The 24,504-nt window shown below is 45.2% G+C and carries 18 protein-coding genes and 1 pseudogene; 10 read left to right on the top strand and 9 right to left on the bottom strand.

Annotated features, from left to right (window positions below):
• Positions 1 to 137: 137 nt before the first annotated feature.
• From A6D97_RS02940 to A6D97_RS02930, 3 genes are all read left to right on the top strand, one after another.
• Positions 138 to 1,760, top strand: a complete 1,623-nt coding sequence (locus A6D97_RS02940) for a peptide ABC transporter substrate-binding protein (protein WP_065583803.1) — start codon at positions 138 to 140, stop codon at positions 1,758 to 1,760.
• A 382-nt stretch (positions 1,761 to 2,142) separates the two neighbouring features.
• On the top strand, positions 2,143 to 2,646 hold the full coding sequence (locus tag A6D97_RS02935; protein ID WP_004737700.1) for an acyl-CoA thioesterase: 504 nt from the start codon (positions 2,143 to 2,145) through the stop codon (positions 2,644 to 2,646).
• 237 nt (positions 2,647 to 2,883) lie between these two features.
• A complete protein-coding gene (locus tag A6D97_RS02930; protein ID WP_019822928.1) occupies positions 2,884 to 3,156 on the top strand; it encodes a hypothetical protein in 273 nt (90 codons plus the stop codon).
• Positions 3,157 to 3,717: 561 nt separating this feature from the next.
• On the opposite strand, the gene malG is transcribed toward A6D97_RS02930, so the two are convergent.
• The 3 genes from malG to malE all read right to left on the bottom strand — a co-directional run bounded on the left by malG (position 3,718) and on the right by malE (position 7,457).
• Entirely contained in the window at positions 3,718 to 4,608 is an 891-nt protein-coding gene (gene malG, locus A6D97_RS02925) for a maltose ABC transporter permease MalG (protein WP_017060050.1), read from the bottom strand.
• An 11-nt stretch (positions 4,609 to 4,619) separates the two neighbouring features.
• Positions 4,620 to 6,191: a maltose ABC transporter permease MalF gene (gene malF, locus A6D97_RS02920; RefSeq protein WP_065583802.1), complete on the bottom strand. Its 1,572-nt coding sequence runs from the start codon at positions 6,189 to 6,191 to the stop codon at positions 4,620 to 4,622.
• Between the two features lie 81 nt (positions 6,192 to 6,272).
• Positions 6,273 to 7,457, bottom strand: a complete 1,185-nt coding sequence (gene malE, locus A6D97_RS02915; RefSeq protein WP_017060048.1) for a maltose/maltodextrin ABC transporter substrate-binding protein MalE — start codon at positions 7,455 to 7,457, stop codon at positions 6,273 to 6,275.
• A gap of 664 nt (positions 7,458 to 8,121) precedes the next feature.
• Here malE and malK point away from each other — a divergent pair.
• Positions 8,122 to 9,234, top strand: coding sequence for a maltose/maltodextrin ABC transporter ATP-binding protein MalK (gene malK / locus A6D97_RS02910; protein WP_017060047.1), 1,113 nt, complete (start codon positions 8,122 to 8,124; stop codon positions 9,232 to 9,234).
• 258 nt (positions 9,235 to 9,492) lie between these two features.
• Here the strand turns inward: malK and A6D97_RS02905 are convergent, their stop codons facing one another.
• Positions 9,493 to 9,693 carry a hypothetical protein gene (locus tag A6D97_RS02905; RefSeq protein WP_010431457.1) on the bottom strand — a complete coding sequence of 67 codons (201 nt, stop codon included), beginning with the start codon at positions 9,691 to 9,693 and terminating at the stop codon, positions 9,493 to 9,495.
• Between the two features lie 208 nt (positions 9,694 to 9,901).
• Positions 9,902 to 11,818 carry a methyl-accepting chemotaxis protein gene (locus A6D97_RS02900; protein ID WP_065583801.1) on the bottom strand — a complete coding sequence of 639 codons (1,917 nt, stop codon included), beginning with the start codon at positions 11,816 to 11,818 and terminating at the stop codon, positions 9,902 to 9,904.
• Positions 11,819 to 12,274: 456 nt separating this feature from the next.
• Here A6D97_RS02900 and A6D97_RS02895 point away from each other — a divergent pair, with 456 nt between their 5' ends.
• The 6 genes and pseudogenes from A6D97_RS02895 (at position 12,275) to A6D97_RS02870 (ending at position 19,234) form a co-directional block, all read left to right on the top strand.
• A complete protein-coding gene (locus A6D97_RS02895; RefSeq protein WP_017064262.1) occupies positions 12,275 to 13,231 on the top strand; it encodes a MoxR family ATPase in 957 nt (318 codons plus the stop codon).
• Between the two features lie 10 nt (positions 13,232 to 13,241).
• Positions 13,242 to 14,168, top strand: coding sequence for a DUF58 domain-containing protein (locus tag A6D97_RS02890; protein WP_017060044.1), 927 nt, complete (start codon positions 13,242 to 13,244; stop codon positions 14,166 to 14,168).
• A complete protein-coding gene (locus A6D97_RS02885) occupies positions 14,165 to 14,650 on the top strand; it encodes a DUF4381 domain-containing protein (RefSeq protein ID WP_065583800.1) in 486 nt (161 codons plus the stop codon). Before A6D97_RS02890 ends, A6D97_RS02885 begins: the two co-directional genes overlap by 4 nt.
• A complete protein-coding gene (locus tag A6D97_RS02880; RefSeq protein WP_017060042.1) occupies positions 14,643 to 15,650 on the top strand; it encodes a VWA domain-containing protein in 1,008 nt (335 codons plus the stop codon). Before A6D97_RS02885 ends, A6D97_RS02880 begins: the two co-directional genes overlap by 8 nt.
• Positions 15,643 to 17,552 (top strand): annotated as a pseudogene (locus tag A6D97_RS02875) (VWA domain-containing protein). Before A6D97_RS02880 ends, A6D97_RS02875 begins: the two are co-directional and overlap by 8 nt.
• Positions 17,553 to 17,554: 2 nt before the next feature.
• A complete protein-coding gene (locus A6D97_RS02870) occupies positions 17,555 to 19,234 on the top strand; it encodes a BatD family protein (protein ID WP_065583799.1) in 1,680 nt (559 codons plus the stop codon).
• A gap of 69 nt (positions 19,235 to 19,303) precedes the next feature.
• Here the strand turns inward: A6D97_RS02870 and A6D97_RS02865 are convergent, their stop codons facing one another.
• The 4 genes from A6D97_RS02865 to pstC all read right to left on the bottom strand — a co-directional run bounded on the left by A6D97_RS02865 (position 19,304) and on the right by pstC (position 24,433).
• Positions 19,304 to 21,448, bottom strand: a complete 2,145-nt coding sequence (locus A6D97_RS02865; RefSeq protein WP_017064257.1) for a GGDEF domain-containing protein — start codon at positions 21,446 to 21,448, stop codon at positions 19,304 to 19,306.
• A gap of 336 nt (positions 21,449 to 21,784) precedes the next feature.
• The gene (gene pstB / locus A6D97_RS02860; RefSeq protein ID WP_004737715.1) at positions 21,785 to 22,534 is read right to left on the bottom strand and encodes a phosphate ABC transporter ATP-binding protein PstB; all 750 of its coding nucleotides are present in this window, start codon (positions 22,532 to 22,534) and stop codon (positions 21,785 to 21,787) included.
• A gap of 90 nt (positions 22,535 to 22,624) precedes the next feature.
• On the bottom strand, positions 22,625 to 23,488 hold the full coding sequence (pstA, locus tag A6D97_RS02855; protein WP_017064256.1) for a phosphate ABC transporter permease PstA: 864 nt from the start codon (positions 23,486 to 23,488) through the stop codon (positions 22,625 to 22,627).
• 15 nt (positions 23,489 to 23,503) lie between these two features.
• On the bottom strand, positions 23,504 to 24,433 hold the full coding sequence (pstC, locus tag A6D97_RS02850) for a phosphate ABC transporter permease subunit PstC (RefSeq protein WP_017064255.1): 930 nt from the start codon (positions 24,431 to 24,433) through the stop codon (positions 23,504 to 23,506).
• Positions 24,434 to 24,504 lie beyond the last annotated feature (71 nt).

Raw genomic sequence — 24,504 nt, 5'->3', positions numbered from 1 at the left:
ATCACTTACTACCGTTTTTGTTTTTAGTTCCCGCTAATCCGCGATGAACCTTTTAATAAGCGTTCATTGTGGTTGCAACATGTTAACGAGTCAGGTTTAATGCATTGAGTACCGTTTAAGTTGTAAAAGGAATTACAATGACTCAACCAACGATCCCAGTGATCATCTCGTCCCTGCTTGCTTTATCATCTGCTTCGAGCTTTGCTGCCACTGTTCCTGCTGATACACCATTAGCTGAGGAACAACATTTTGTACGTGGCAACGGTGCAGAGCCCAATACACTAGATCCTAGCTTCGTAAACTCAGGCATGCCCGGTGACATTATCGTCAATGATATGTTTGAAGGCTTTGTGATTGAGAACAGTGACGGGCAGATCATCCCAGGGCAAGCCAAAGAGTGGTCTATCAGCAAAGACGGTAAAACCGTGACGTTTGTGTTGAAAGAGAGCCTCAAGTGGTCGAATGGCGAACCAGTCACAGCATCCGATTTTGTCTTTGGTTGGCAGCGAGCTGTGTCTCCTAAAACAGGTAACAACACGGGTTTTGTTTTTTCGACGGCTAACATCGTGAACGCTAGCGAGATTCTATCAGGAGACAAAGCTCCCTCTGAGCTTGGCATAAAAGCATTAGATGAGCGCACGGTTGAGATTTCACTTTCAAAACCTACGCCCTACTTTATGAGTCTAATGAGCATCAAGACCTTTTTCCCTCTACCCGCTAAGTTGATTCAAGAGAAAGGCGACCAATGGACTCGCGCAGAAAATATCGCGACCAACGGTGCTTACACTTTGAGTAAATGGGTACCCAACGAATACGTTGAAGTCGAGAGAAACCCAAATTATTGGGATAACACGTCGACAGTCATCAACAAGGTGACCTATTTAGGCTTATCGTCTCAAAATGCTGAGCTGATTCGTTACCAAGCTGGTGAAATTGATATGACCAATCGTGTCCAGCTTGAGTACTACCAGAAATTAATCCAAAAAAGCCCTGAACAGATCAAAGCGCAAGCTCTATTGGGCTCTTACGTTTATTCATTCAATACACGTCAAGCACCGTTTGATGACGTAAGAGTACGCCAAGCACTCAGCATGGCCGTCAATCGTGAGATTCTGGTCGAGAAAGTTACAGGTCAAGGTGAGCCTGAAGCCTACAGCGTGACACCTAATAATATCCCGAACTACACGGCGCCTAAGTCTTTATTCGAAGCGCTTGATAGCTCACAACGCCAAGCAAAGGCCAAACAGCTACTCGAAGAAGCTGGGTACAACGAAGAGAACCCACTTACATTCACACTCACCTATAACACCAGCGAGAACCACAAAAAGATCGCCATCGCGATTGCATCGATGTGGAAACCACTTGGCGTGAAGGTCGAACTCGAGAATATGGAGTGGAAGGCGTATGTAGCAGCTAAAGGAGCGGGAGATTATCAGCTTGCTCGCTCATGGGCATTTGGTGACTACCCAGAGCCCTCAGCGCTACTAGAAGCCTTCACATGTGGCCACACAGCTAACGAGAGTGGTTTCTGTAACACTGATTTTGATGAGCTGTTACAGAAAGCGAGCAAAACGGAAGATCAGGCTAATCGCTTCGCTTTATACCAGCATGCTGAGTCACTACTTAACGAATCAGCAGCAGTTATGCCTTTATATCACTATAATCACACTCGATTAGTGCGAAATACACTCAAAGGCTTCCCTAACAACAATCCGAAAGGAAATATCTACGCGAAGGATCTATACTTCATAAAAGAGTAAAAGTGAGCTGAAGAATAAATAGTTTTAACTACCGCTTTAGTGGTAATTGCGATAAAGTCACTTTAACTAAACCAAACAAGCAACGGTTAGTTGGCAAACAATAAAAGGTACCGACATGAGTACCTAAAGGCTTAGAAACACCTAGCATTACGCTAGGTGTTTTTTTTGCAATCTACCCTTTCTTTTAGCTTACTCTCGATTGTCTTTCCGTGTTTATCTCTCACCTTGAAACTCAATAACCATCAATATTCATCGGTTCGTCATCCGTTTGAAAGAAATAGTCTTAACCGTGAGATTATCCGCTTTAATTTCTATCATCTTATGTATATTGTTATTAGCAAGTAACAAGCATGTTATGCAGCATAATAATGAAGGAAGATAGATGAGCAGTAACAATAGCCGACAAGATGGTAAACGAGACGTTACTCTGCGTTTTTTAGCTGAACCCGGGGATGTGAACTTTGGTGGTAAAGTTCATGGTGGCGCAGCAATGAAATGGATCGATTTAGCTGCCTATGCTTGTTCTGCTGGGTGGAGTGGCAAATATTGCATTACGGCCTACGCTGGCGGTATTCGATTTGTTGCCCCAATTCATGTAGGCAACCTTGTGGAAGTAAGTGCAAAGGTCATTTACACAGGTTCATCTTCAATGCATATCGCTATCGACGTGCAAGCAAGCGACCCTAAAGAGCTCAATAACCGCCTAACAACTCACTGTATCGTTATTATGGTCGCTGTCGATGAGAATGGTAATCCGACTAAAGTGCCAGAGTGGATACCAGAGACGCCAGAAGACATCGAATTACGAGATTCGGCTATTCGCCTAATGAACATGCGAAAACAGATTGGTGAAGAGATGGAAGCTCACGTGAAGTACCTTAAGTAAGGTCCACCAGCTGCCCTCCCCCTACAAAACCTTATTACAATGCCAAGCGCCTGCTTGGCATTGATCTATTTGATACCTTCGTGCTCTACACAGCCAAATCCGCTGCACACCCAATACAGACGATAAGAGCGTGATACCCAGCCAAAGGTTGAAATGAATCGGCACTTGTTCACTGATTTATTTTGACTGTAATAAAGTCGTCATTTTGCTCTGATTAAATACCGTCAATCATAATAGATGCATTTGAATTTCTTGGAGCCACTCTTGAGCGTCATACGCCCCACTCTTAGCGAGTCTACACTGAACAATTTAAAGGCTGTTGAGTACCAATGGGTTAGAACTTTGTACGTCGAAGGCTACGACAGCAATGAAATCAACCACTATATCCAAACGTGTTTCGGTGGAGATCCGACATTTGCCGATCTATTTCGTCGCGTGGCACTCGATCAAGAAAGCATCTATGTGCTATTGCAACACTTAGGTTGTGCTCCTTCTAGTAAAGAGTTCTAACTTCTAAGTCCCACCAAAAACCAGAAGCATAAATAAACCTACCTCCATAACCCTCATGAATGTCACTTGAATATTCTGTAACTACCTCTCGCTTACCCATACATTTTCAGTGCAATTTCAGGTTTTGTTGCATACAAATCATTGAAGTATCACGCATTGGAATATTCACAACATATCAATAGTACAACAGCCACTTATACTGAGTGTCTGATTTGTGAGACTAGTTCATTTCTACAAGTAACCAAAATGAAGTGGTCGGTATTTAGGAGAGAAGTAACTCGAAACTTTGGGTTTTAAAGTAGATATGAGCGCGATAGTTAACGAGTAACGCTGACACAAAAAACAAAAAGTAGCAGGCATAAAAAAACCCAAGTAAATACCTGGGTTAGAGTTACAAAAACCACTAATCATTAATAGCGTAAGGAACCTGATTAGTAGCCAGCTATGCGTAACCTGAGGGTTATTTTTATTACTGATCGGCGGCCAAACCAAATGATGTAATAAAAATGCCAATATAGAGCGACCTAACGGTCGCTCTTTTTCTTTCTTATAGAGTACAGCTTATCCTTTTACACCACCTGCCGTCAAACCGCCAACTAACCAACGTTGAGCAAGTAAGAACACGATAGTAATCGGAAGTGCTGATAGTACAGCCGCTGCCGCAAAGTCACCCCATAGGTAGTTCTGAGGGTATAGGTACTGCTGCATACCTACTGCTAGCGTGTAAGAGTTCACATCTGTAAGTAGGATAGACGCTACTGGCACCTCACCCACTGTCGCGATGAAAGATAGGATAAACACAACCGCTAGGATTGGTACAGACAGCGGTAGTAGAACCAGTCTGAATGCTTGCCAAGGCGTTGCACCATCAAGGGCTGCTGCCTCTTCCAGAGAGTTATCAATCGTTTCAAAGTAACCCTTAATCGTCCATACGTGCAGTGCAATACCACCAAGGTAAGAGAAGATTAGACCACCGTGTGTGTTCAAGCCTAAGAACGGAATGTATTGACCAAGTTTGTCAAACAGCGCGTAGATTGCTACTAGAGCCAATACTGCTGGGAACATTTGGAAAATCATCATCGCTTTCAGGATTGTGTTCTTACCTTTAAAGCGCATACGAGCGAACGCGTAAGCCGATGTCGTAGACAGTGTCACAATCAGAATCGATGTGATACCTGCAACCTTCACTGAGTTCCATAACCAAGTTAGCACAGGGAACGGAGGTGACGTTACCGAGCCATCTGCGTTCGTTACTGACATACCCAATGCTAACTTCCAGTGTTCCAATGATGGGTTATCTGGAATCAAACTACCGGTTGCGAAGTTACCTTCACGGAACGAGATCGCGATGATCATCAGTAGTGGGAAGATAATCATTGCCAAGAAGCACCACAACACTGCATGCGTTGCCCACACTCGGTATTTAAGGCCTTTACCTTGTACCATAGCCATTGTCGTGCTCCTTAATCTTGAGACAGTTTAGTGAAACGAAGGTTTAGTAACGCTAGTGCACCAACCAATAGGAAGATAAGCGTTGCGATAGCACTTGCTAGACCGAAGTCTTGACCGCCGCCGCCTTCGAATGCAATTCGGTACGTGTAGCTTACAAGCAAGTCTGTGTAACCCGCTGGCTCAGAAGTACCAATCATGTTCGGGCCACCGTTCGTCAATAGTTGAATCATTACGAAGTTGTTGAAGTTAAAGGCAAACGCTGCAATCAATAGCGGTGTAAGCGGTTTAATCATCAATGGGAACGTAATGCGCTTGAAGTTATCAAGGAAGTTCGCACCATCGATTGCTGACGCTTCGTATAAATCATCAGGAATCGCTTTAAGCAGACCCATACATAGAATCATCATGTAAGGGAAACCTAGCCATGTGTTAACCATCAACACCATGGTTTTCGCTAAGATAGGGTCTGAGAACCAGTTCGGGCTTAAGCCGAAGATATTCTCGAGCACCATGTTGATCTCACCAAAGCTTTGGTTGAATAGACCCTTAAAGATAAGAATCGAGATAAACGCGGGTACGGCGTAAGGCAGAATCAGTAGAACACGATAAATAGAACGACCTTTCAACTCTTCCCATTGCACGATGTTAGCCAATACAAGGCCGATAACTAGCGTGAACGCTACGGTACATACCGAGAAGATAACCGTCCAAATAAAGATGCTGATAAACGGTTCTTTAATGCCGTCATCTTTCCATACACGCTCAAAGTTATGCGTACCAATGCTAACCACGAAACCTGGAGAGATGGTATTACCCATAAACTCACCATTTGCATCAACAGGCTGGTAGAAACCCACATCCATATTTGGCTTGAGAACTTCACCCGTTTCATTGTTGATTAACGTTTCTTCATCGTCTTGTAGCGTGTAAAGCGGAGCAACAGAAGCAAACTTACGTAAGCCACTCATGCGGATGTCACCACCGTCAGGTAGATTGAAATCAACACCACTGATTGCTGCTCGGTTTTGAATGATCGCTTTGATCTTCTCTTTTTCACCTTGCGCAGACTCAATAACAGATAGGTCCATCTCTGTTTCTGTCATATTGTCTAGAGAAAATACGTCAGTCGCTAACAGTTGATCGCCATCTTTTACAACGATCTGGTGACCGTCATCTGTCTTGTACAAAGTAAATGGGTAGCTCTCACCGCTTTGGAAAGAACGGTCTAAAAGAACGGTTTGAGTACGCTCTAGAGAAAGTTGGTTTTTCGCGCTGTAGTTAGTAAACGCAAGCCCTACGGTGTATGCCAATGGGAAAAGAATGAACAAGATCATTCCGGCAATACCTGGGTAAATATAACGGTGGGCGTAAGTTTTTTTACTACCAAAAATGTAAAGTGCCAAAGCCGTTAAGATCACTGTAAGCAGCGCAAAAGCGAGCTCACCGCGAGAATACATTAGAATTGTAGCGTAGCCGTTTATTAAGCCAACGCTACCAAGCAACCCCCATTTAATGAAGACGCTTTTACTGCCTGGAAGGCTTGATGGTGCTGGGATAGCATCTGTACCTTGAACTGACTGCATAGAGGAACCTGCTAGCGATATAGATAAAAAATAGAAAAGTAAGGAGAGGTTACCCTCTCCTTAAAAGGTAGTGCCTGGGTGTTACTTAACCATACGACCTTCAGCAGCTTTTAGTGCTTGGTCTACTGATTGACGGCCGTCAACTACGTTGCCGATCGCTTCTTCCATGCTGTACCAGAATGTTGTGAACTGAGGGATGTTAGGCATGATTTCACCGTTCATCGCGTTGTCCATTGTTGCTGCAATACGAGTATCGCTGTCTAGTTGACGTTGGAAAGAGTTAAGAGCAACAGCGCCTAGTGGCTTGTCGTCGTTCAGGCTCTTCATACCTTCATCTGTTAGTAGGTAGTTTTCCATGAACTCAACAGCTAGATCGCGGTTTGGAGACGCAGTGCTGATACCACCCGCCCATACACCAACGAAAGGTTTAGACGCTTTACCGTTGAACTTAGGTAGTGTTGTTACGCCGTAATCTACGCCAGCTTTCTTGATGTTTTCCCAACCCCAAGGGCCGTTGATTGTCATTGCAACGTTACCCGCAACAAATTCAGACTCAGCAACTGAGTAATCCATGTCTGCAGAGATAACCTTGTCTTGTACCATCTTCTCGATGAAACCTAGAGACTTCTGAACACCATCAGTCGCTACGCCCGCATCTTTAATGTCGTAACCTTCTGCAGTCTGTTTGAATGCGTAACCGCCGTCAGCTGCAAGTAGAGGCCATGTGAAGTAAGCGCCGCCACGTAGAGGCCACATGATTGCTTTCTTGCCGTCTTTTTTAAGTTCAGCATCAAGTGCTGGGATTTCTTCCCAAGACTTAGGTGGGTTAGGAACAAGCGCTTTGTTGTAAATTAGCGAAACTGACTCAACAGCAACAGGGTATGCGATTGTTTTACCTTCGTATGAAACAGCGTCCCATGCGAAGTCTACGATACCTTCTTTAGTTTCTTTAGAAGGTTTGATATCAACAAGAAGTCCCGCTTCTGCATAGCCGCCAAAACGGTCATGTGCGTAGAAGATCATGTCTGGGCCATCGCCAGCTGCAGCTACTTGAGGGAATTTCTCTTCTAGCTTGTCAGGGAAAGCGACGGTTACTTTAACACCAGTATCTTCTTCGAAGCGTTTACCTACTTCAGCCATGCCTTCATAAGCTTTGTCACCACCTACCCAGATTGTTAGTTGTCCTTCTTCGATAGCAGCATTTGCACCAAAAGAACCCAGAGCAACTATTGTACCTAGAGCTACAGCGCTTAGAGCGTTTTTCATGTGAATATCCTTTTTATATTTATACGTAGGGCACATCTACCAAGACGAGCCAGTTTTCGGAGGTTATGATCTGAGAAAACAGACCCTAGCTCATCATCCTAGCCACTACGCCCTAGCTATTATGGCTTAAATTCGTGATCACCATCCGGTCAGATTAGAGACTGCAATCACAAAACGCATACTCATCGTGATCAACATCACCGTTACGCGGTGGATTTATTTGAACTGGATCGCCAATTATTAATAACCCCATTTATCTACTCCTCCCCTCCTACTCCCCCTAGTTAATTTTCCATTAGGAGGATGTACCCTTACGCCAATTCACCGAAACTGCATTCATCCAAGAGTGGATAGTAAGAACCCTTTACCGGCAAGTGTTATGCGTTGACGCATTATTCATTTAGTTGGCTTCACTGCCCGCTGGTGTCTTATATTAGCATCGAGCTAAATCTGTGATTGAATCACGGGGGAGGTTTAGCTGGATGTGGGGGAAATGAGCATCAGTTTGGCTATGACGGGTGGGCTTGGTTAAAGAAGCCAAGTCTCACCCACTTTTTTCTTACTCACTCAATACTTACCAATTCCTACAGTTACTGCTGACCCAAAAATTTCTTATAATGATAAGCAGTAAAACTTAAAATTTGATCGATCGAGGACAAGCTAGATGGCGAGTGTCACGTTAAAAAACGTTTATAAATCATATGGTGATGTACAGATTTCTAAGGACGTAACCTTAGACATCAACGAAGGTGAATTCGTAGTATTCGTTGGACCATCAGGTTGTGGTAAATCGACGCTATTACGTTGTATCGCAGGTCTAGAAGACATTACGTCTGGTGATTTGTACATTGGCGACCAACGCATGAATGACGTTGAACCGTCAAAGCGTGGCGTAGGTATGGTATTCCAGTCTTATGCGCTTTACCCTCACCTTAACCTATACGACAACATGTCTTTCGGTCTTAAGCTAGCAAACGCAAATAAAGCTGAGATCGACAAACGCGTTGAACATGCGGCAGAAATCCTTCAGCTTGGTCACCTTCTTGAGCGCCAACCTAAAGCGCTTTCTGGTGGTCAACGTCAACGTGTTGCGATTGGTCGTACTCTGGTTTCTCAACCAAACGTATTCCTACTTGATGAGCCTTTATCAAACCTAGATGCCGCGCTACGTGTTCAAATGCGTTCGCAAATCACCAAGCTACAGCGTCAACTGGGTTGTACCATGATCTACGTTACCCACGACCAAGTGGAAGCGATGACAATGGCGGATAAGATCGTTGTTCTTGATGGTGGTTATGTATCTCAAGTCGGTAAGCCGCTTGACCTTTACCACTACCCTCAAAACCGTTTCGTTGCTGGCTTTATTGGCTCACCGAAGATGAACTTCATGTCGGTACACATTGAACAAGCTGAAGCAGAACGCGTATTGGTACAACTTTCTAATGGCATGACTTTCTGGATCCCTGTTGATGGTACGACTGTCAATGCTGGCGATCGTATGTCTCTGGGTATTCGCCCTGAACACTTGATGTCTGCTGAATCAGGTGACGCGACGATTGAAGCTGACGTGATGATGGTAGAGAAACTAGGTAACGAAACTCAGGTTTACCTAAACCTTGAAAGTGCCGATGCTGATGTTATCTATCGCCAGCCAGACACGTTGAAAATCGAATCAGGTGACAAGTTGGCGATTGGTATTCCAGCGCACCGTTGTCACCTGTTCCACAGCGATGGCCGCGCATGTCGTCGTTTGTACAAAGAATACGGCACAGACTAATCGCTTAGCCTTTTAGGATATAACTTGCCCATATCAAATCCCTCTTACTCAGTAAGGGGGATTTTTTTATGTGCTGGATATTTTTATGTGTTGGATACGAGTTTCACTTACATTGAATAGTTCATGAGTCAGCCACTCGGTCTTTCGCTAGCGGCAATAAAAAAGGTCTAGCAAGCGCTAGACCTTTATCTGTTAGTTAGGCTATGAACCCAACCGCTAATATCACTTCTTTCAGACATGAAACCTGTCTAAATCAACTTAGTGAATTGGCGTATCATTCTGTTTGTTGAACTGGCCAAAATGCTTCTCTAACACTTCAGGAGTCAGTTTGCCTTCCGCTTCTAGTCGCTTGAACTCAGCAACAATTGCTTTTTGCTCTTCAAGTGATGGCAGTTTCACCTCAGGCTCATCGCCCATCTCTTGAGTCATCTGCTCTAGTTCTTTTTCAAAATCGCTCATGATACTTACCTAAATATTAAACCTAACCAGATTTTACTCATTTACGCCCTATGATGCTAGGGCGATTGAGTGCAAAGCCCGAAACCAGATCAAGCGAACGTCAGTTAGAAGAAAACAAGCCCGTAAATAAAAAGAGCTGAATTCACGATGAAATGAATCCAGCTCTTCGTCTATATCCCTTTCTAAGCCATGTTACAGCTTGAAAGAATTAAAGCTTAAATAAACCAACCATCTTATCTAGACGAGACGATAGATCACGAAGCTCTTGGCTCGCTTCAGCAAGTTGCTCAGCCGTGCTCGTTGTCACTTCGTTGATTGCGTTAATCTCTTCAATGTTCTGGTTGATGGTGTGAACTACGGTTGATTGCTCTTCCGTTGCCGTTGCCACTTGAGTGTTACGGTCTGTGATATCAACGATACGGTCTGAAATGCCACTCAGCACGTCTACCGCTTCATCCGAAGCCGATACACCTTCAAGGGTAATCACCTTACCCGCACTCATTGCCGTTACCGCATCTTTAGCATCGCTTTGCAGTTGGTTGATCATCTTTTGAATCTCTTCCGTTGAATCTGCGGTACGGCTTGCTAGGTTACGTACTTCATCCGCTACAACCGCAAAACCACGACCTTGCTCACCAGCACGGGCGGCTTCAATTGCAGCGTTTAATGCGAGTAAGTTAGTTTGCTCTGAAATATCACGAATAACACCCAGAATAGAACCGATGTCTTGAGTTGTAGAAGCCAGTTGCTCTACTACCTGACCCGTGCTTTCGATATCTTGCGCTAAACGGCTGATCGCGTCTTTTGCTTTGTTCACCACAGAGCGGCCTACTTCCGTATTGCCTGAAGCTTGAGTTGCCGTTTCTGCTGCGGTTGCCGCGTTCGATGCAATCTCGCTGATGGTCATACCCATTTGGTTAATTGCAGCCACCACTTGAAGCGTTTGGTCGCGCTGTTCTTGGCTGTTGTCGTGGGTGATGTGGGCTTTGCTAGAAACACTCTCTGCCGCCACTTGAAGCGCTTGGCTTGTCGAACACACCTCTTTCATCGACTCGTGAATCTTTTCAATGAATCCGTTGAAGCCTTTTGAAAGCTGTGCAATTTCATCGTTGCCTTTCACTTCGATACGCTGTGCAAGGTCACCGTCGCCTTCACCTAAGTCGCCGAAACGCTTAGCCAAAAGCTTGATCGGTTGAGTAATGCTGTTCGCCAGAACTACGCCCATTAGGATAAAGACTAACGCCACAACCGCAGTCATGATCAGCATCTTCTGCGCAGTCGCATCAAGCTCAGCAAACACTTCACCGGTTGGTACCACACCAATAACGAACCAGTCCATTGAAGACACATACAAGCTCGCCACGAACAGCTCTTGGCCTTGGCTTTCTGTAGTAATCAGGTTGAAGCCCGACTTGTTCAGTAGTTGGCTTGCTTGAGGACCGTAAAGTTGTTGAAGTGAAGAGTCACTGCGAGAACGCTCGCGATGAATTTGAACATCACCTTGGCTATCGGTTAAGAAGACAAAACCGGTATTTTCAATCTTGAAACCGTTCAGCAGGTTAACCATGTCATCCATCGACTTTGATAGACCAGACATAGCCAAACCAGAAGGCTGTTGGTAGTTAGCAAACATCTTCACTTCGCCATTGGCTTCTTGGAACATGCTCACCATGGTCGGCTGTCCAGATTGCGTAAAGCCAAAGAACCAACCATCTTGCTGTTGGTTTAACTGACGTAGGAAGCCATTTTGGTTCCAGTAGTAAGCAGTTTGACGGTTCGCCACTGAGGCATCGTTCAACTGATACTGGTTACGAACATTGTTCAGCTGTTTCACCAGTTTATTTTCTAGTGCGGGATCGCGATCGGTCGATTCGATAGCATCAGAAATAAATTCATTTGAAGCAATTTGCTCCGCCGCTAGTAATAGCTGAGAGACTTCTCGGTCAATTTCACCATTGATTCGCTCTAGCATTCCTGGAAGTTCAATATCGATCAATCGATGACTTAATACATCTCTTGCTTGTTGTTGTGCCATTGCGCCGACAATCACTGTCGATGCAAGAACCGCAAAGGTAATTCCAAGTACAACTTTTTGCTTGATACTCAGAGAGTTAGTTTTAAACATATTTGGACCTTTAAAAAGAATCGCTCGTTATTGGTATACCCTGAACAGGACTTTTTTAGTGCACTCCAACAAGCAATGCACAATCTGAGTGATGTATCGGCCACAACCAATAAAACTAGAGACTTTCTTCTCAAAAAACTGCAAATATGATGTAACAATTAGAAATATTCACCTTGAGCATGAATTAACTAAGCAAATACCGCATTGTCGAGAGTCAATTTTAGTTCTCACCCCCTGAGACCCAACCGAACTCAAACCACTCCCCACCGCCGAGCTTTTGTATATAAAAACCAATTGATATAGTAATAATCACAACCTAACGATTTTTTTAGCTAACCACTTGTAAATATTTCCAATTTTGAAAAAATAAATTACGCAAATGTACTGGAACTTTTTCCTCGAAATCAGTGACCAATACTCAAAATAAAAATCAAATGGATACCCAGAGAGTCCAAAATGCACAAAACAAATTTCGAAGTCCTTCAAAACTATCTAGAGTCTCAAATCATTGGTCAAAAAGAGCTCGTTAAGCAACTGATGATCGCCCTTTTAGCAGATGGTCATATCCTCGTTGAAGGACCTCCCGGCTTAGCAAAAACTCGCGCAGTAAAATCATTGGCTGATTGTGTTGAGGGTCACTTCCACCGCATTCAATTCACTCCCGATCTGTTACCTGCTGATTTGACGGGTACCGACATCTTCCGTCCTGAGACTGGGGAGTTCACTTTCCAATCAGGCCCGATTTTCAACTCGCTGATTCTAGCGGATGAGATCAACCGAGCTCCGGCGAAAGTTCAAGCGGCAATGCTGGAAGCAATGGCAGAGAAACAAGTAACTGCCGGTCGAAAAACCTATGCGCTGCCTGAGTTGTTCTTGGTAATGGCAACACAGAACCCAATTGAACAAGAAGGGACTTACCCGCTACCGGAAGCTCAGTTAGACCGATTCTTGCTTCACCTAGAGGTTGAATACCCAGATATGGAAAGCGAGCTTGAGATCTTACGACTCAACCGTGGTGAGGCTCAAGGTAACGAATCAGCTCAGCCACAACAGATATCTCAGCAAACGATCTTTGAAGCGCGCCAAGAAGTGCTCAACATTCACATGGCAGACACCATTGAGCAGTACATCATCAGACTGGTTATGGCGACTCGCCAACCTAAGCAATACAGTGACCAACTTGATCAATGGTTAGACATGGGTGTCAGCCCGCGTGCAACCATTGCGTTAGACCGTTGTGCCCGCGCTCACGCTTGGCTTGCAGGACGAGATTACGTCACGCCACAAGACGTTCAAGCGATGGCATTCCCTGTGTTACGCCACCGTCTACTGCGCAGCTACCACGCACAAGCTGAAGGTGTCACCGCAAACCAAGTGATCGCACACCTTATTTCATTGGTTGGCAGCGCATAGGGATACGCGCATGAATAATCAACTACCCAACCATAGTGACGGTGTCACGTTAAACCTGGACGAACTTCTGCAATACAAAGCGCAGTCTGTTCGCTGGTTGCCTCCCGCCAAGAGCCTTTGGTCACAGCTTAACGGCCAACACGAGAGCAACCGTAAAGGTCGCGGGATGAATTTCTCTGAAGTTCGTCAATATCAAGCGGGAGATGACATTCGCAGCATTGATTGGCGTGTAACAGCCAGAACGGGCAAAGCGCATACCAAACTTTTCTCTGAAGAACGAGAACAGCCTGTCATTTTATTCTTGGATCTATCAAGCAGTATGATTTTCGGCTCAACCTTGTTGCTGAAATCGGTTCAACTTGCACACTTTGCTAGCCAACTGTGCTGGCTTACTGTGGCTCAAAAAGATCGAATTGGCGCGGTGATCGATACTGGCAAAGAGGTCATTGAGATTAAGCCAAGTGCAAGCAACCATGCTCCACTGCGTATTTTGCAAAAAGTCATAGAAATCAATAATACGGCACTGACTAATCACGACAATCATAATGACACGACCTTAGAGCATGGACTGAAATCTCTTCACCAGCTTTGCCCTAAAGGAAGCGATATTATTATGCTCAGTGACTTTGTGCGTTACCAAGAAAGTGACTACTCACTTATCAGTCAAATTCGCCGACACAACAGAGTACGTCTTGTGCATTTCTACGACCCGCTAGAGCAAGGTGAAACCACCTATAAAGGCTCTAAACAGGTCACCGATGGCAGCAAAACTCAATGGTTTAATTTCTCTTCTAATAAAGAAAAGCAAAAGCTTAACCATGCTTTTTCGCTTAAGAAACAGCAGCTGCAACAGATGGGGTTATCTCTCGCGATACCTTATAGCTCGCTGTCGAGTGCGCAGTCACTCATGAGCCAGATATCAGGAGCTCAGTCATGAAACAGCCCTTAGATTTAAGTCCGGTGATTGCGCCAGACGCCCCGACTTGGTGGCCTTTGGCGTGGGGTTGGTGGGCAGTCATTATCACAGCCATTTTCCTGATTGCCTTGGTGTTTTTCATTCTAAAACGTAGAAAAAACAATCAACAGGCGAAACAAGAAGCGCTGTCTTACTTTAGTAATAGTCAGTCTCAAGATGGCTTGTCTCCGAGCAAAGCTCAAGACATCGTTCGTCAAGCAGCACTGAGCTATTTCCCTCGTGAAAAAATTGCAGGTTTGTCTGGTGATGATTGGTTGAAGTTCTTAGATGCGCAATTGGCGAAGCCGTTATTTGTAGCAAAACAATCCCAGTGGCAACAAGCGCTCTATCAAGATGTAGCCCTTATGAACGACGAACAGAAAAAGGCTCAACAACAATTAGTTAATGATTGCGAAACTTGGCTTCGTAAAGCCCTTCCTCCTAAGCGAGGTCTTTATGAGTGATTTTCTAAGCCCTATGTTTCTAAGCGGGGACTTGCTAAATATCGAGTTCGTTTGGTGGTGGATGTTCTTCATCGCGCCACTGCCGTTGCTCGTTTACTTGTTCTCACCAAAGTCAGAATCAAGCCATGTCCTAAGACTTCCATTTCTGCCAGAAGACAGTAATACCAAAACACCGAGCAGTCGCTTACCAAAGGCGTTGTCCGTGATTATCTGGCTTCTGCTGGTTACGGCGAGCGCGCGCCCTGTATGGTATGGCGAACCGGTAGAGTTTCAACCGAAACATCGTGATTTGATGTTGGTTGTCGACCTCTCCTACTCGATGAGCCAAGAAGACATGCAGTTCAATGGCGAATACATCGACCGCTTGTCGGCGGTGAAACGCGTGTTGAGTGACTTTATTGAGCGTCGTAAAGGTGACCGAGTCGGATTGGTACTATTTGCTGATCACGCCTACTTGCAGACCCCGCTTACGCTAGATAGAGATACGCTTTCACAACAGCTCAATCAAGCGGTGTTAAAACTGATTGGTACTCAAACCGCGATTGGTGATGGTATTGGTCTTGCCACCAAAACCTTTGTCGATAGCGATGCGCCCCAACGTGTAATGATTCTACTCAGCGACGGCAGTAATACCGCCGGGGTATTAGACCCATTAGAAGCGGCGGATATTGCAAAGAAATACGACGCAACGATTTACACCGTGGGTGTCGGTGCAGGCGAGATGATGGTCAAAGAGTTCTTCATGACGCGCAAAGTCAATACTGCTCAAGACTTGGATGAACGTACACTAATAGAAATTGCCAAACGCACCGGCGGTCAGTACTTCCGAGCGCGTGACAGCAAAGAGTTAGCGACGATTTACGACACCATTAACCAGTTAGAGCCCGTGACGAACGCCACTAAGATCTGGCGACCGCAACAAGAGTGGTTTGTATGGCCACTGTCGGCGGCAATGTTCTTCGCATTTATGCTGTTAGCCATTAGGAGAAACAATGTCTAACTTTACTTTTATCTACCCATATTGGTTCTTGGCGCTTGCCGTGCTGCCCGCTATTTGGTGGCTGAGCAAGACACAGTCCAAACAAGGATTACTCGCGTCACACATCGCCCGTTACTTGGCGCCAGAATCAAGCAAGCCATCGAAAAATCGCAGTACTTACTTCGGTATTTGGTGGCTGGTCGGCGTTATTGCGTTAGCTGGGCCAAGCTTCGAGAAAAACGAACAACCAAGCTTTGAAAAAACGCAGGCACGAGTTGTGATCATGGATATGTCGATGTCTATGTATGCCACCGACATTAAGCCGAATCGCTTAACTCAAGCGCGATACAAGGCTCTGGATCTGCTTTCATTGTGGAAAGAAGGGCTAACAGGCATGGTGGCGTATGCTGGGGATGCTTACACCATTAGCCCGCTAACGTCAGACATCAACACCATCAAAAACCTAGTGCCTAACCTATCGCCAGATATCATGCCTTATCAAGGTGGTGATGCCGCATCAGCCGTTAAGCTTGCGATTGATATGATGACTCGCGCGAAGATCTACCAAGGTGATTTAGTATTGATTGCTGATGACATCGATGACCAAGAGAAGAAGCAGATCGACTCCCTACTCTCTGGCAACGATTGGACATTGTCGATTCTAGCTGTAGGGAGTGAAAACGGTGCGCCAATCTCGTTACCTACGGGGTCGATGCTGCAAAGCGACTCAGGACAAACCGTGGTGGCAAGAACCAACTTGAAGAACATGCGCGAGCTTACACGCAGCTATGGTGGCACGTTCACTGAAGTTCAATTTGATAACTCAGATGTTGAACACATCGCGAGCTACCTCGACCGCGTTGCAACAACATCGGAAGTAACCAAGACCAAGAACTCACTCAACACCAGAGTGAACAACGGTTTCTGGTTACTGCCTTTGCTATTACTTCCGGCACTTGGATTATTCAGGAAAGGGGTTATTTGGTGTGCCTTAGCTGGAGTTATCTCTTTTAGCCAACCAAATACTGCGTTTGCGAACCCGTGGAAAACCAATGATCAAGTAGGCTATCAGCTGTATCAGGACGAGGACTTCCAACAAGCTGCTGAACAGTTCACCCAACAAGAGTGGAAAGGCATTGCTCAATACAAAGCCGGTGATTTCGAAGCCGCAGAGCAGACGCTGCAAGAGCTTTCTAGTGAAGATGCTCGCTACAACCTTGCTAACGCTCAAGCCCAACAAGGTAAGTACGACCAAGCGATCCAAGAGTATCAACGTATTCTTGAAAGCAACCCTGAACATGCTTATGCGAAGAAGAACCTAGAGATTGTCGAACAGGCTCAGAAGCAACAGCAACAGCAACAGCAACAGCAACAGCAACAGCAACAGCAAGGCGATTCTGACTCCAAAGACCAGAATGACCAAAAGGTCAGCAAGGTCAGCAAGGTCAGCAAGGTCAGCAAGGTCAGCAAGGTCAGCAAAATGATTCTTCGCAAAGCTCTCAGGATCAACAACAAAGCTCCAGTGGCAAGTCGCAAGATCAAAGCAGTAACCAAGATCAACGCGGTAGCCAAGACCAAAACTCATCTCAAGGCCAACCTGAAAATCACTCTGACTCTGAAAAGTCTAAACAAGACGACAAGCAAGCCACGCAACAAAGTAACAGTGATCAGCCGAAACAGAGTGACCAAGAAGGCGCTACACCTCAAAGTGCTAGCGCACAACAAGCTTCAAAAGAAGATGGTGAGCAAAGTAGTCAGCAAGCTGTAGCACAAACCTCAGATCAACCTCTGTCGAGCGACCCTGACATGCGAAAACTTGAGCAAGTAGAAAGCGCCCGTGACCCGAGCCAACTGCTTAAAGCGCAAATGATTTTACAAGCACGACAAAAAAGTGCTCCTAACAACCAGAACAAAAAGTGGTAACCATGCGATTTTTAAACAAGCCATTTTTATCCGTACTCCTAACATTGTTGTTGGGAGCTTTCTCGTCCTTCTCAGTATTGGCTGCAAACGCCGTGGCGAGCGTTTCACATAACAGTGTCACCAAAGATGAAGTGTTCCTTCTTAGAGTTGCAACCGATGAAAAGGTCTCCTCTGATGCTCTAGATCTAACAGCGCTCCAGCAGGATTTCTATGTTGGCACACCAAACTTTGGGTCGTCGATGCGAATCGTCAATGGCAGCCGTTCGGTATCAAGTGAATGGAACATTAGCCTTGCTCCACTGCGTTTGGGTAAGTTGCAAATCCCGAGTTTTGATATTGAAGGGGCAAAAACCAAGCCTATCACCATCAATGTTGCAATTAACAAAGCCGCTCCAACTCAACATGATATGGCAGAGTTCCAGCTTAATCTCAGCAAGAACTCGCTGTACCCAGAAGAAGTGGCTGAGCTTGATGTAAAACTCATCATCAAAGCTGACCCAAGAAGGCTGCAAGATCCTAAAATAGCGCCACCGAGCTCGCCGGGCTTAGATGTGGAACCTATTGGTGAATCGAAGCAATTTCAAGATGTTCTCAATGGACAAGAGGTGACGGTAGTTCAACAGTCTTTCCGTATCTCTTCACAAAAGGCCGGACAGTTTAAGCTGAATGGACCGAAGCTGAATGGAGCCGTTGTTTACTCAACCAACAACTCCAGTACAACGCGTCTGTTCCAGCTCGACACGCCCGTTGAAATCTTAGATGTAACTGTGAAGGACGTACCAAAAGGCTACCAAGGTGAGTGGTTACCAACATCAAACTTCAAACTGATTCAACAATGGTCAGATAGCCAAGGCAATCAACTGGGAAATAGTAATGGTTTAGAAGGCGACAACCAAACCATTGAAATGGAAGCGGGTGATTCGTTAACTCGTACCATCACGATGACGGCTAGCAACTTAACGCAACACCAGTTGCCAAAACTGAATATCACCTACCCTAATTCGGTACGTGTTTATGAAGAGAAGCCGCAATTTGGCACAACTCAGTCAGGTGATTCTGTCGTTGTTTACAAGCAAGTCTTGATTCCGAAAGAGGCAGGAAACATCTCGCTTCCTGATGTGTCTCAAGCTTGGTTTAACACCGATTTGCAATCAGAACAAACAAGCAAAGCGCAGGGGCTAGAGTTAGCGGTAAAAGCAAGTGATCGCGCAACGTCAAGCACTCCACCAGTAACTGCTACGCCCGCCCAACAAGTAAACCCGACGGTTGTTACTGTGGATAGCCCTGGGATCTGGCCATATCTCACCGCCCTATTTGCAGCTTTGTGGCTAATCAGCTCAGCATTGGCATTCTACTTCTGGTCACGCCGCGGTGTAACGACAAAACCAACACACACTGTTGAACGTCAATCAGATACCGCAGAAGCGCTTATTGAAGCTCTAAGAACGAAAGATGCCGTGATGACCAGAACCTTATTTGAGCAATGGAAATATGAAAATACAGATCTAAGTGATGAGACGTTACAAACCGTTGAAGCCGAACTCACCAAGCTAAACCAAAGCCTTTATGGTGAAGCCGGTTCACCAGCCCAAACATGGAGCCCAGAGCTGGCAATCAAAACGGTGAAGAAGCCCAAGAGAGTTGCGAGTAAAAAGCATAATAGTTCGCTAGAAAATCTTTAGTCGACGCTGTTCATCAAGAACAGTAAAACACAAAGGCCGTTGATCATCTTGAGATCAACGGCCTTTATTTTAAGAAAGAGAGGCTGTGACTTTTTTACGTTTTAAGGCAGAAACAATTCGATTTCGCCCCGAGTCTTTGGCTTGATACAAGGCTTTATCTGCCTTGCCATACAACAAATCAAAATCGAACTGATGCTGGTCAGACGTTATCGAGGCATAGCCAACGGATGCCGTTAAATATGGGCTGGTACTACTTTCACAATGCAGGATTTTTGCCTCTTCAATGCATTTTCTAATCGACTCTGCACGTTGCTTTGTCTCTGAGTGATTCGTGCCAATCATCAACAACATAAACTCCTCTCCGCCAATCCGGCAGAAGGTTTCTTTATCATTGTGAACATGGGCATTCAGTATCTCACCTACCGTCCTCAGAGCCGCATCCCCTTCAGTATGACCATAGACACTGTTGTACAAACCAAAGTGGTCGAGGTCGACAAGAATCAAGCCAAATGTAATTTCGTTCTGTAAGGCAAAGGCACCTTGATCGTCACCGTTCAAGTCTTCTAGAACCTGCGACAACATACGGCGGTTTCCAAGGCGCGTAAGAGGATCTAGCTTAGAAATGATATCCAATTGCTCATTCGCCAACTCTAGCTCTTGGGTGCGCTTACTGACCTCTTGCTCAAGCGTTTCATTGAGCTTTTTAAGCTCCTCTTGCGCCATGGTTCTTTGCAACACCTCTGCGAGGCTAGAGGCAAAGATACGAATTACTTCGCGAAGCTGGGAAGTTAAAGGGCTGCGTGTTAACAAGTTATCAGCAGCGATAAACGCAATCGGCTCACCCGTATTGGTGGTGAGCATGGTCATTGCCGTCCAACCGACTCCCACAATATTGAAATCGTGATAGATAGGAACTGATTCTTCAAAGGCAACTTGATTAGGGCAAGCACGAGCTGCGGCTACAATGTCACGTTCCACCAGCTCAGAGCGATAATAGGACTCATCGACAATATCGCCTTTGATGTCAGTGCCCCAAGTACCTTGCATGTAACTGCACTTTTTGTCTGTTAGGAAAACAGCCAGTCGATCGATACCTAGATGTTGAATCGCAAAACTAACCGCGGACTTACAGACTTCACTGACGCTATCGCATCGGGACAGCTCAACCATACTCGAGTGCAACATACGTATGTTCTGCTCTTGGCGCTTGCGAATATAGATTTGAGAAAGCAAAGAGCCAAAAGACTCAAGCATCTGCTTTTGATAGTTAGTAATCGGTGAGCGATGAATGTAGTTATCCATGGCGATCCAGCCGACAGGTTTGTCGCCTTCACGCAAGATAAGCATGCCATTCCACCCCTGCCCGACCACCTTACCTTCTGTATACAGGGGCGCATTATCGATGATGACTAGATTAGTATGGTTATCAGACAGCGCTTCAATGTATTCCGCTTCAAGTTGGTGCAAATCGTATTGAGTGTGGTGTTCACTGTTGGTTTTACCCGCTTCGTCAGTGCCATAAGTGCCGCTGAAACAACGCTTTTTCATATCAAGCAACATGAAGATCGCACGATCAAACCCTAACCTGTCTCGCACAGCCTCAACCGATGCTTTATACAAAGCATCGAGTGACTCAGGGTTAGAAAGCTCAAGCGCGACCTGATGAACCAGCTTCATGTTCTCTACAAACAGCTCACGTAACTTTATCTCATCTAAGTATTGAGCTTCACGTGTGTCTCTGTGTTTGATTTCTAGCGCCGCGTTCTTTTCGGCACGAATACATTGCCAACGGGCAGCCGCGAGCTGTAACACATCAAGATCTTGGTCAAAGGTTTGATTAACCTTCTCAGCATTGCAATTTTGAACAATTAAATAAGTTCTGGAGGCAGGTGCGTTGTCGAGCATCATGATAAACGACTCCCCACCAAGCACTTTCATGTGTTCCCACTTGCAGGTGTTGATAGCCATTGGCAAAACCCCGTCTGCGGTATCAAACTGTGAGACCCACGGCCAAAATGTAGAGGGGTAGCTCGCCAATGAGGTTAGGTCGCCATAAGAAAAAAGCGGTAATGCGTCGCTCTCCGGCGTCGGTTCAGCAAATATTCCTATCCCTTTTGGAGTAAGTACCTTAACCAGATAGTCAAAAAGAGACTCAGCCAACAGACGATGGTCGCGTGTCGCAGATATTTGTTTTGCAAAGGCTTTAACAGGCACAGCTTCCTTCCATTGGCGATTAAGAATAAAGCAAAAATACAGAAGGCTTGATATGCAATCAATGTAAGTAAAAATGAGATGTTAAGCGGGTCGCAGTTTCACCTTTAACATTATCACAAGCATGAGAAGGACGACAAAAATGGGATTCTCTGCCCAAAATCACATCGACATTGGGGATTTTTTAGACACATAAAAAAGCCCCACCTATAGTGGGGCAAAACTTCCATCGCTTATAGTTATAGTGATAATTCTGTTGTTCTATTCGATTATCTAACCTGCGTTTCAGTTAGTGTGTAAAGGTATCTAATCGCTTAAATACCACACGTAAATCGTCGATTAACCGAAGTCACCGTTTACGTAACCTTTAGTACGATCATCTTTTGGTTCACTGAAGATAACGCTGGTTTCGTTATGCTCTACAAGCTCTCCCATTAGGAAGAAAGCCGTGCGGTCTGAGATACGACGCGCTTGCTGCATTGAGTGCGTTACGATAACGATAGTGAAGTCTTTCTTCAGATCTTCCATCAATTCTTCAATCTTGTGTGTCGCGATTGGGTCTAGAGCCGATGTTGGTTCATCCATCAGGATTACATCTGGTTCCATTGCAATGGTACGTGCGATACATAGACGCTGTTGTTGACCACCAGACAGACCAAATGCATGCGCTTTAAGACGGTCTTTTACTTCATCCCACAGTGCAGCACTGCGTAGCGAGCGCTCAACCACTTCATCGATGTGTTTTTTGTCTTTGATACCTTGAGCACGTAGGCCGTATGCCACGTTCTCGTAGATGCTCATTGGGAACGGGTTTGGCTTTTGGAATACCATGCCTACGCGGATACGTAGGTCAGCGACATCGATATTACCGTAGATGTCAGTGCCATCCATATCCAGCTTACCCTTAATCGTAACGCCTTCAATTAGGTCATTCATGCGGTTCAAACAACGCAATAGTGTTGATTTACCACAGCCAGACGGGCCAATCAGAGCAGTAACCTGGCGAGTTGGAATTGGCAGGTTGATAGATTTAAGCGCTTGGTTGTCGCCGTAAAACAGATCTAGGTTCTCAATATCAAATTTATTCATGTTCGTAATCTCTAAATTCTTAAATTCGTGTCTAACTTGATGCTTTCTTTATCACGGGGGCTCGCTTTATTTATGAGCCAGCTAATGAGCTTAGTAAGTTGCCGTGTTGAAGCGTCTCGCAATCAGTTTTGTAACCATGTTGATCAAGAGAACCAGTACGATTAGGACTGTCGCCGTGCCGTAGGCTTGGTTCCACTCATCGATAGTAAATAGCTCTGTTGTCAGCTTATATAGGTGAACCGTTAGTGTACGGCCAGAATCGAATACCGACTCAGGAACACGTGCCACCATACCTGCTGTTAAAAATACAGGTGCTGATTCGCCAATTACACGACCAATACTAAGAATGACCGAAGTTAAGATACCTGGCATTGCGCTTGGTAAGATCAAACGCCAGATAGTGTAGATTTTTGAAGCGCCAAGGCCGTATGAGCCTTCGCGGTAAGTTTGTGGCACTGCCATCAATGCTTCTTCTGTAGTACGAATGATTACAGGAAGAATCAGGATACTTAGCGTTAGTGCACCCGACAGAATCGAGAAGCCAAGACCAAGAATCGAAACAAAGAAGGTCATACCGAACAGACCAAAGATGATCGATGGGATACCAGCTAACGACTCAGTACAGAATCGAATCACTTTCACCAATCGGCTACCTACTTTCGCATATTCAGTTAAGTATATCGCCGTCATGATGCCCAGTGGCGCGGCTACCGCAATCGATGCGATTACCATGTAGATCGTGGCAATGATCATTGGGAAAATACCACGTTCTTCACCAGTACGAGTGTAATCGTCAGTGATGAAGTTCCAATCTACGTATTGCAGACCGTTCGATAGGATGTACCAAATAATCCAGAATAAGAAACCAACGGTTACAGCTGCAGCTGCCCAGATAAAACCTTTTAGGATGTTATCTTTGGTTTGACGTGCTTGTTTTAGTTTTACGCGATCCATATTACTTATCCTCGCCTACTTCGCTTTTTCACGGTTAAGATAAAGTAGAGCACCATTTAACATCATGATGAACACTAGAAGTACAACACCTGTTGCGTACAGTGCGTTAGCGTGAACGCCACTTGCGTAAGACATTTCAATTGCAATGTTTGCTGTTAGCGTACGAGCAGAGTCCAAAATGCCTTCTGGCATTGCTGGCGCGTTACCCATAACCATGATGATTGCCATCGTTTCGCCAAGTGCGCGGCCGATACCCAAAATCACACCAGTCATAATGCCTGAACGTGCAGCAGGAACGAGTAGCTTAAAAATCGTGTAGATTTTCGAAGCACCCAGTGCAAGTGAACCTTCTTTGTATGTACGAGGTACCGCACGAATCGAAGTTTCAGAAACCGTGATAACGGTAGGAAGAATCATGATACCCAGAACAATGATACCCGCCAGGATAGTGTTACCCGCTGGTACTTGGAAAACGTTTTGAATCATTGGAACGATAATTACTAGACCGAAGAAGCCGTAAACTACCGACGGGATACCCGCTAGAAGCTCAACTGCTGGTCGAATAATATCTGCAAGACGCTTTGGAGCAATCTCAGCAATAAAAATAGCGGTTAATACACCAACTGGCACACCAACAACTACAGCTCCAAGTGTCGAAACAATCGATGCAACAATCATGGTTGCAACACCGAATAGAGCTGGAGGTAACCAGTCAACACCCAGAACGATGCCAGAAACACCGGCCTCTTGGAATGCAGGGATACTCTCTGCAACGATAAAGTAAGCGATAACGGCTAGTGATACGATGCCGATTACAGCACTCGATAAGAACAAGCCGTGGAAGATTCTTTCTCTCCAGTCGATGCGCTTCTTAGCACGTAGACTTGGCTTGTTGATTTGAGTCGCTTCAGTATTCATAAGCTTTTCACTATTTGCGATGGTCATATATAAAATCTCAAACTTTGTGGCTCAATAAGAGCTCGAAATAAACAAAGTTGAAAGAAAAGGCTCAGCCT

Source organism: Vibrio sp. ZF57 (assembly GCF_001691235.1).
Classification (GTDB): Bacteria; Pseudomonadota; Gammaproteobacteria; order Enterobacterales; family Vibrionaceae; genus Vibrio; species Vibrio crassostreae_C.
The sequence above is the reverse complement of the archived record's forward strand: the minus strand, read 5'-3'. Positions and strand labels throughout refer to the sequence as shown.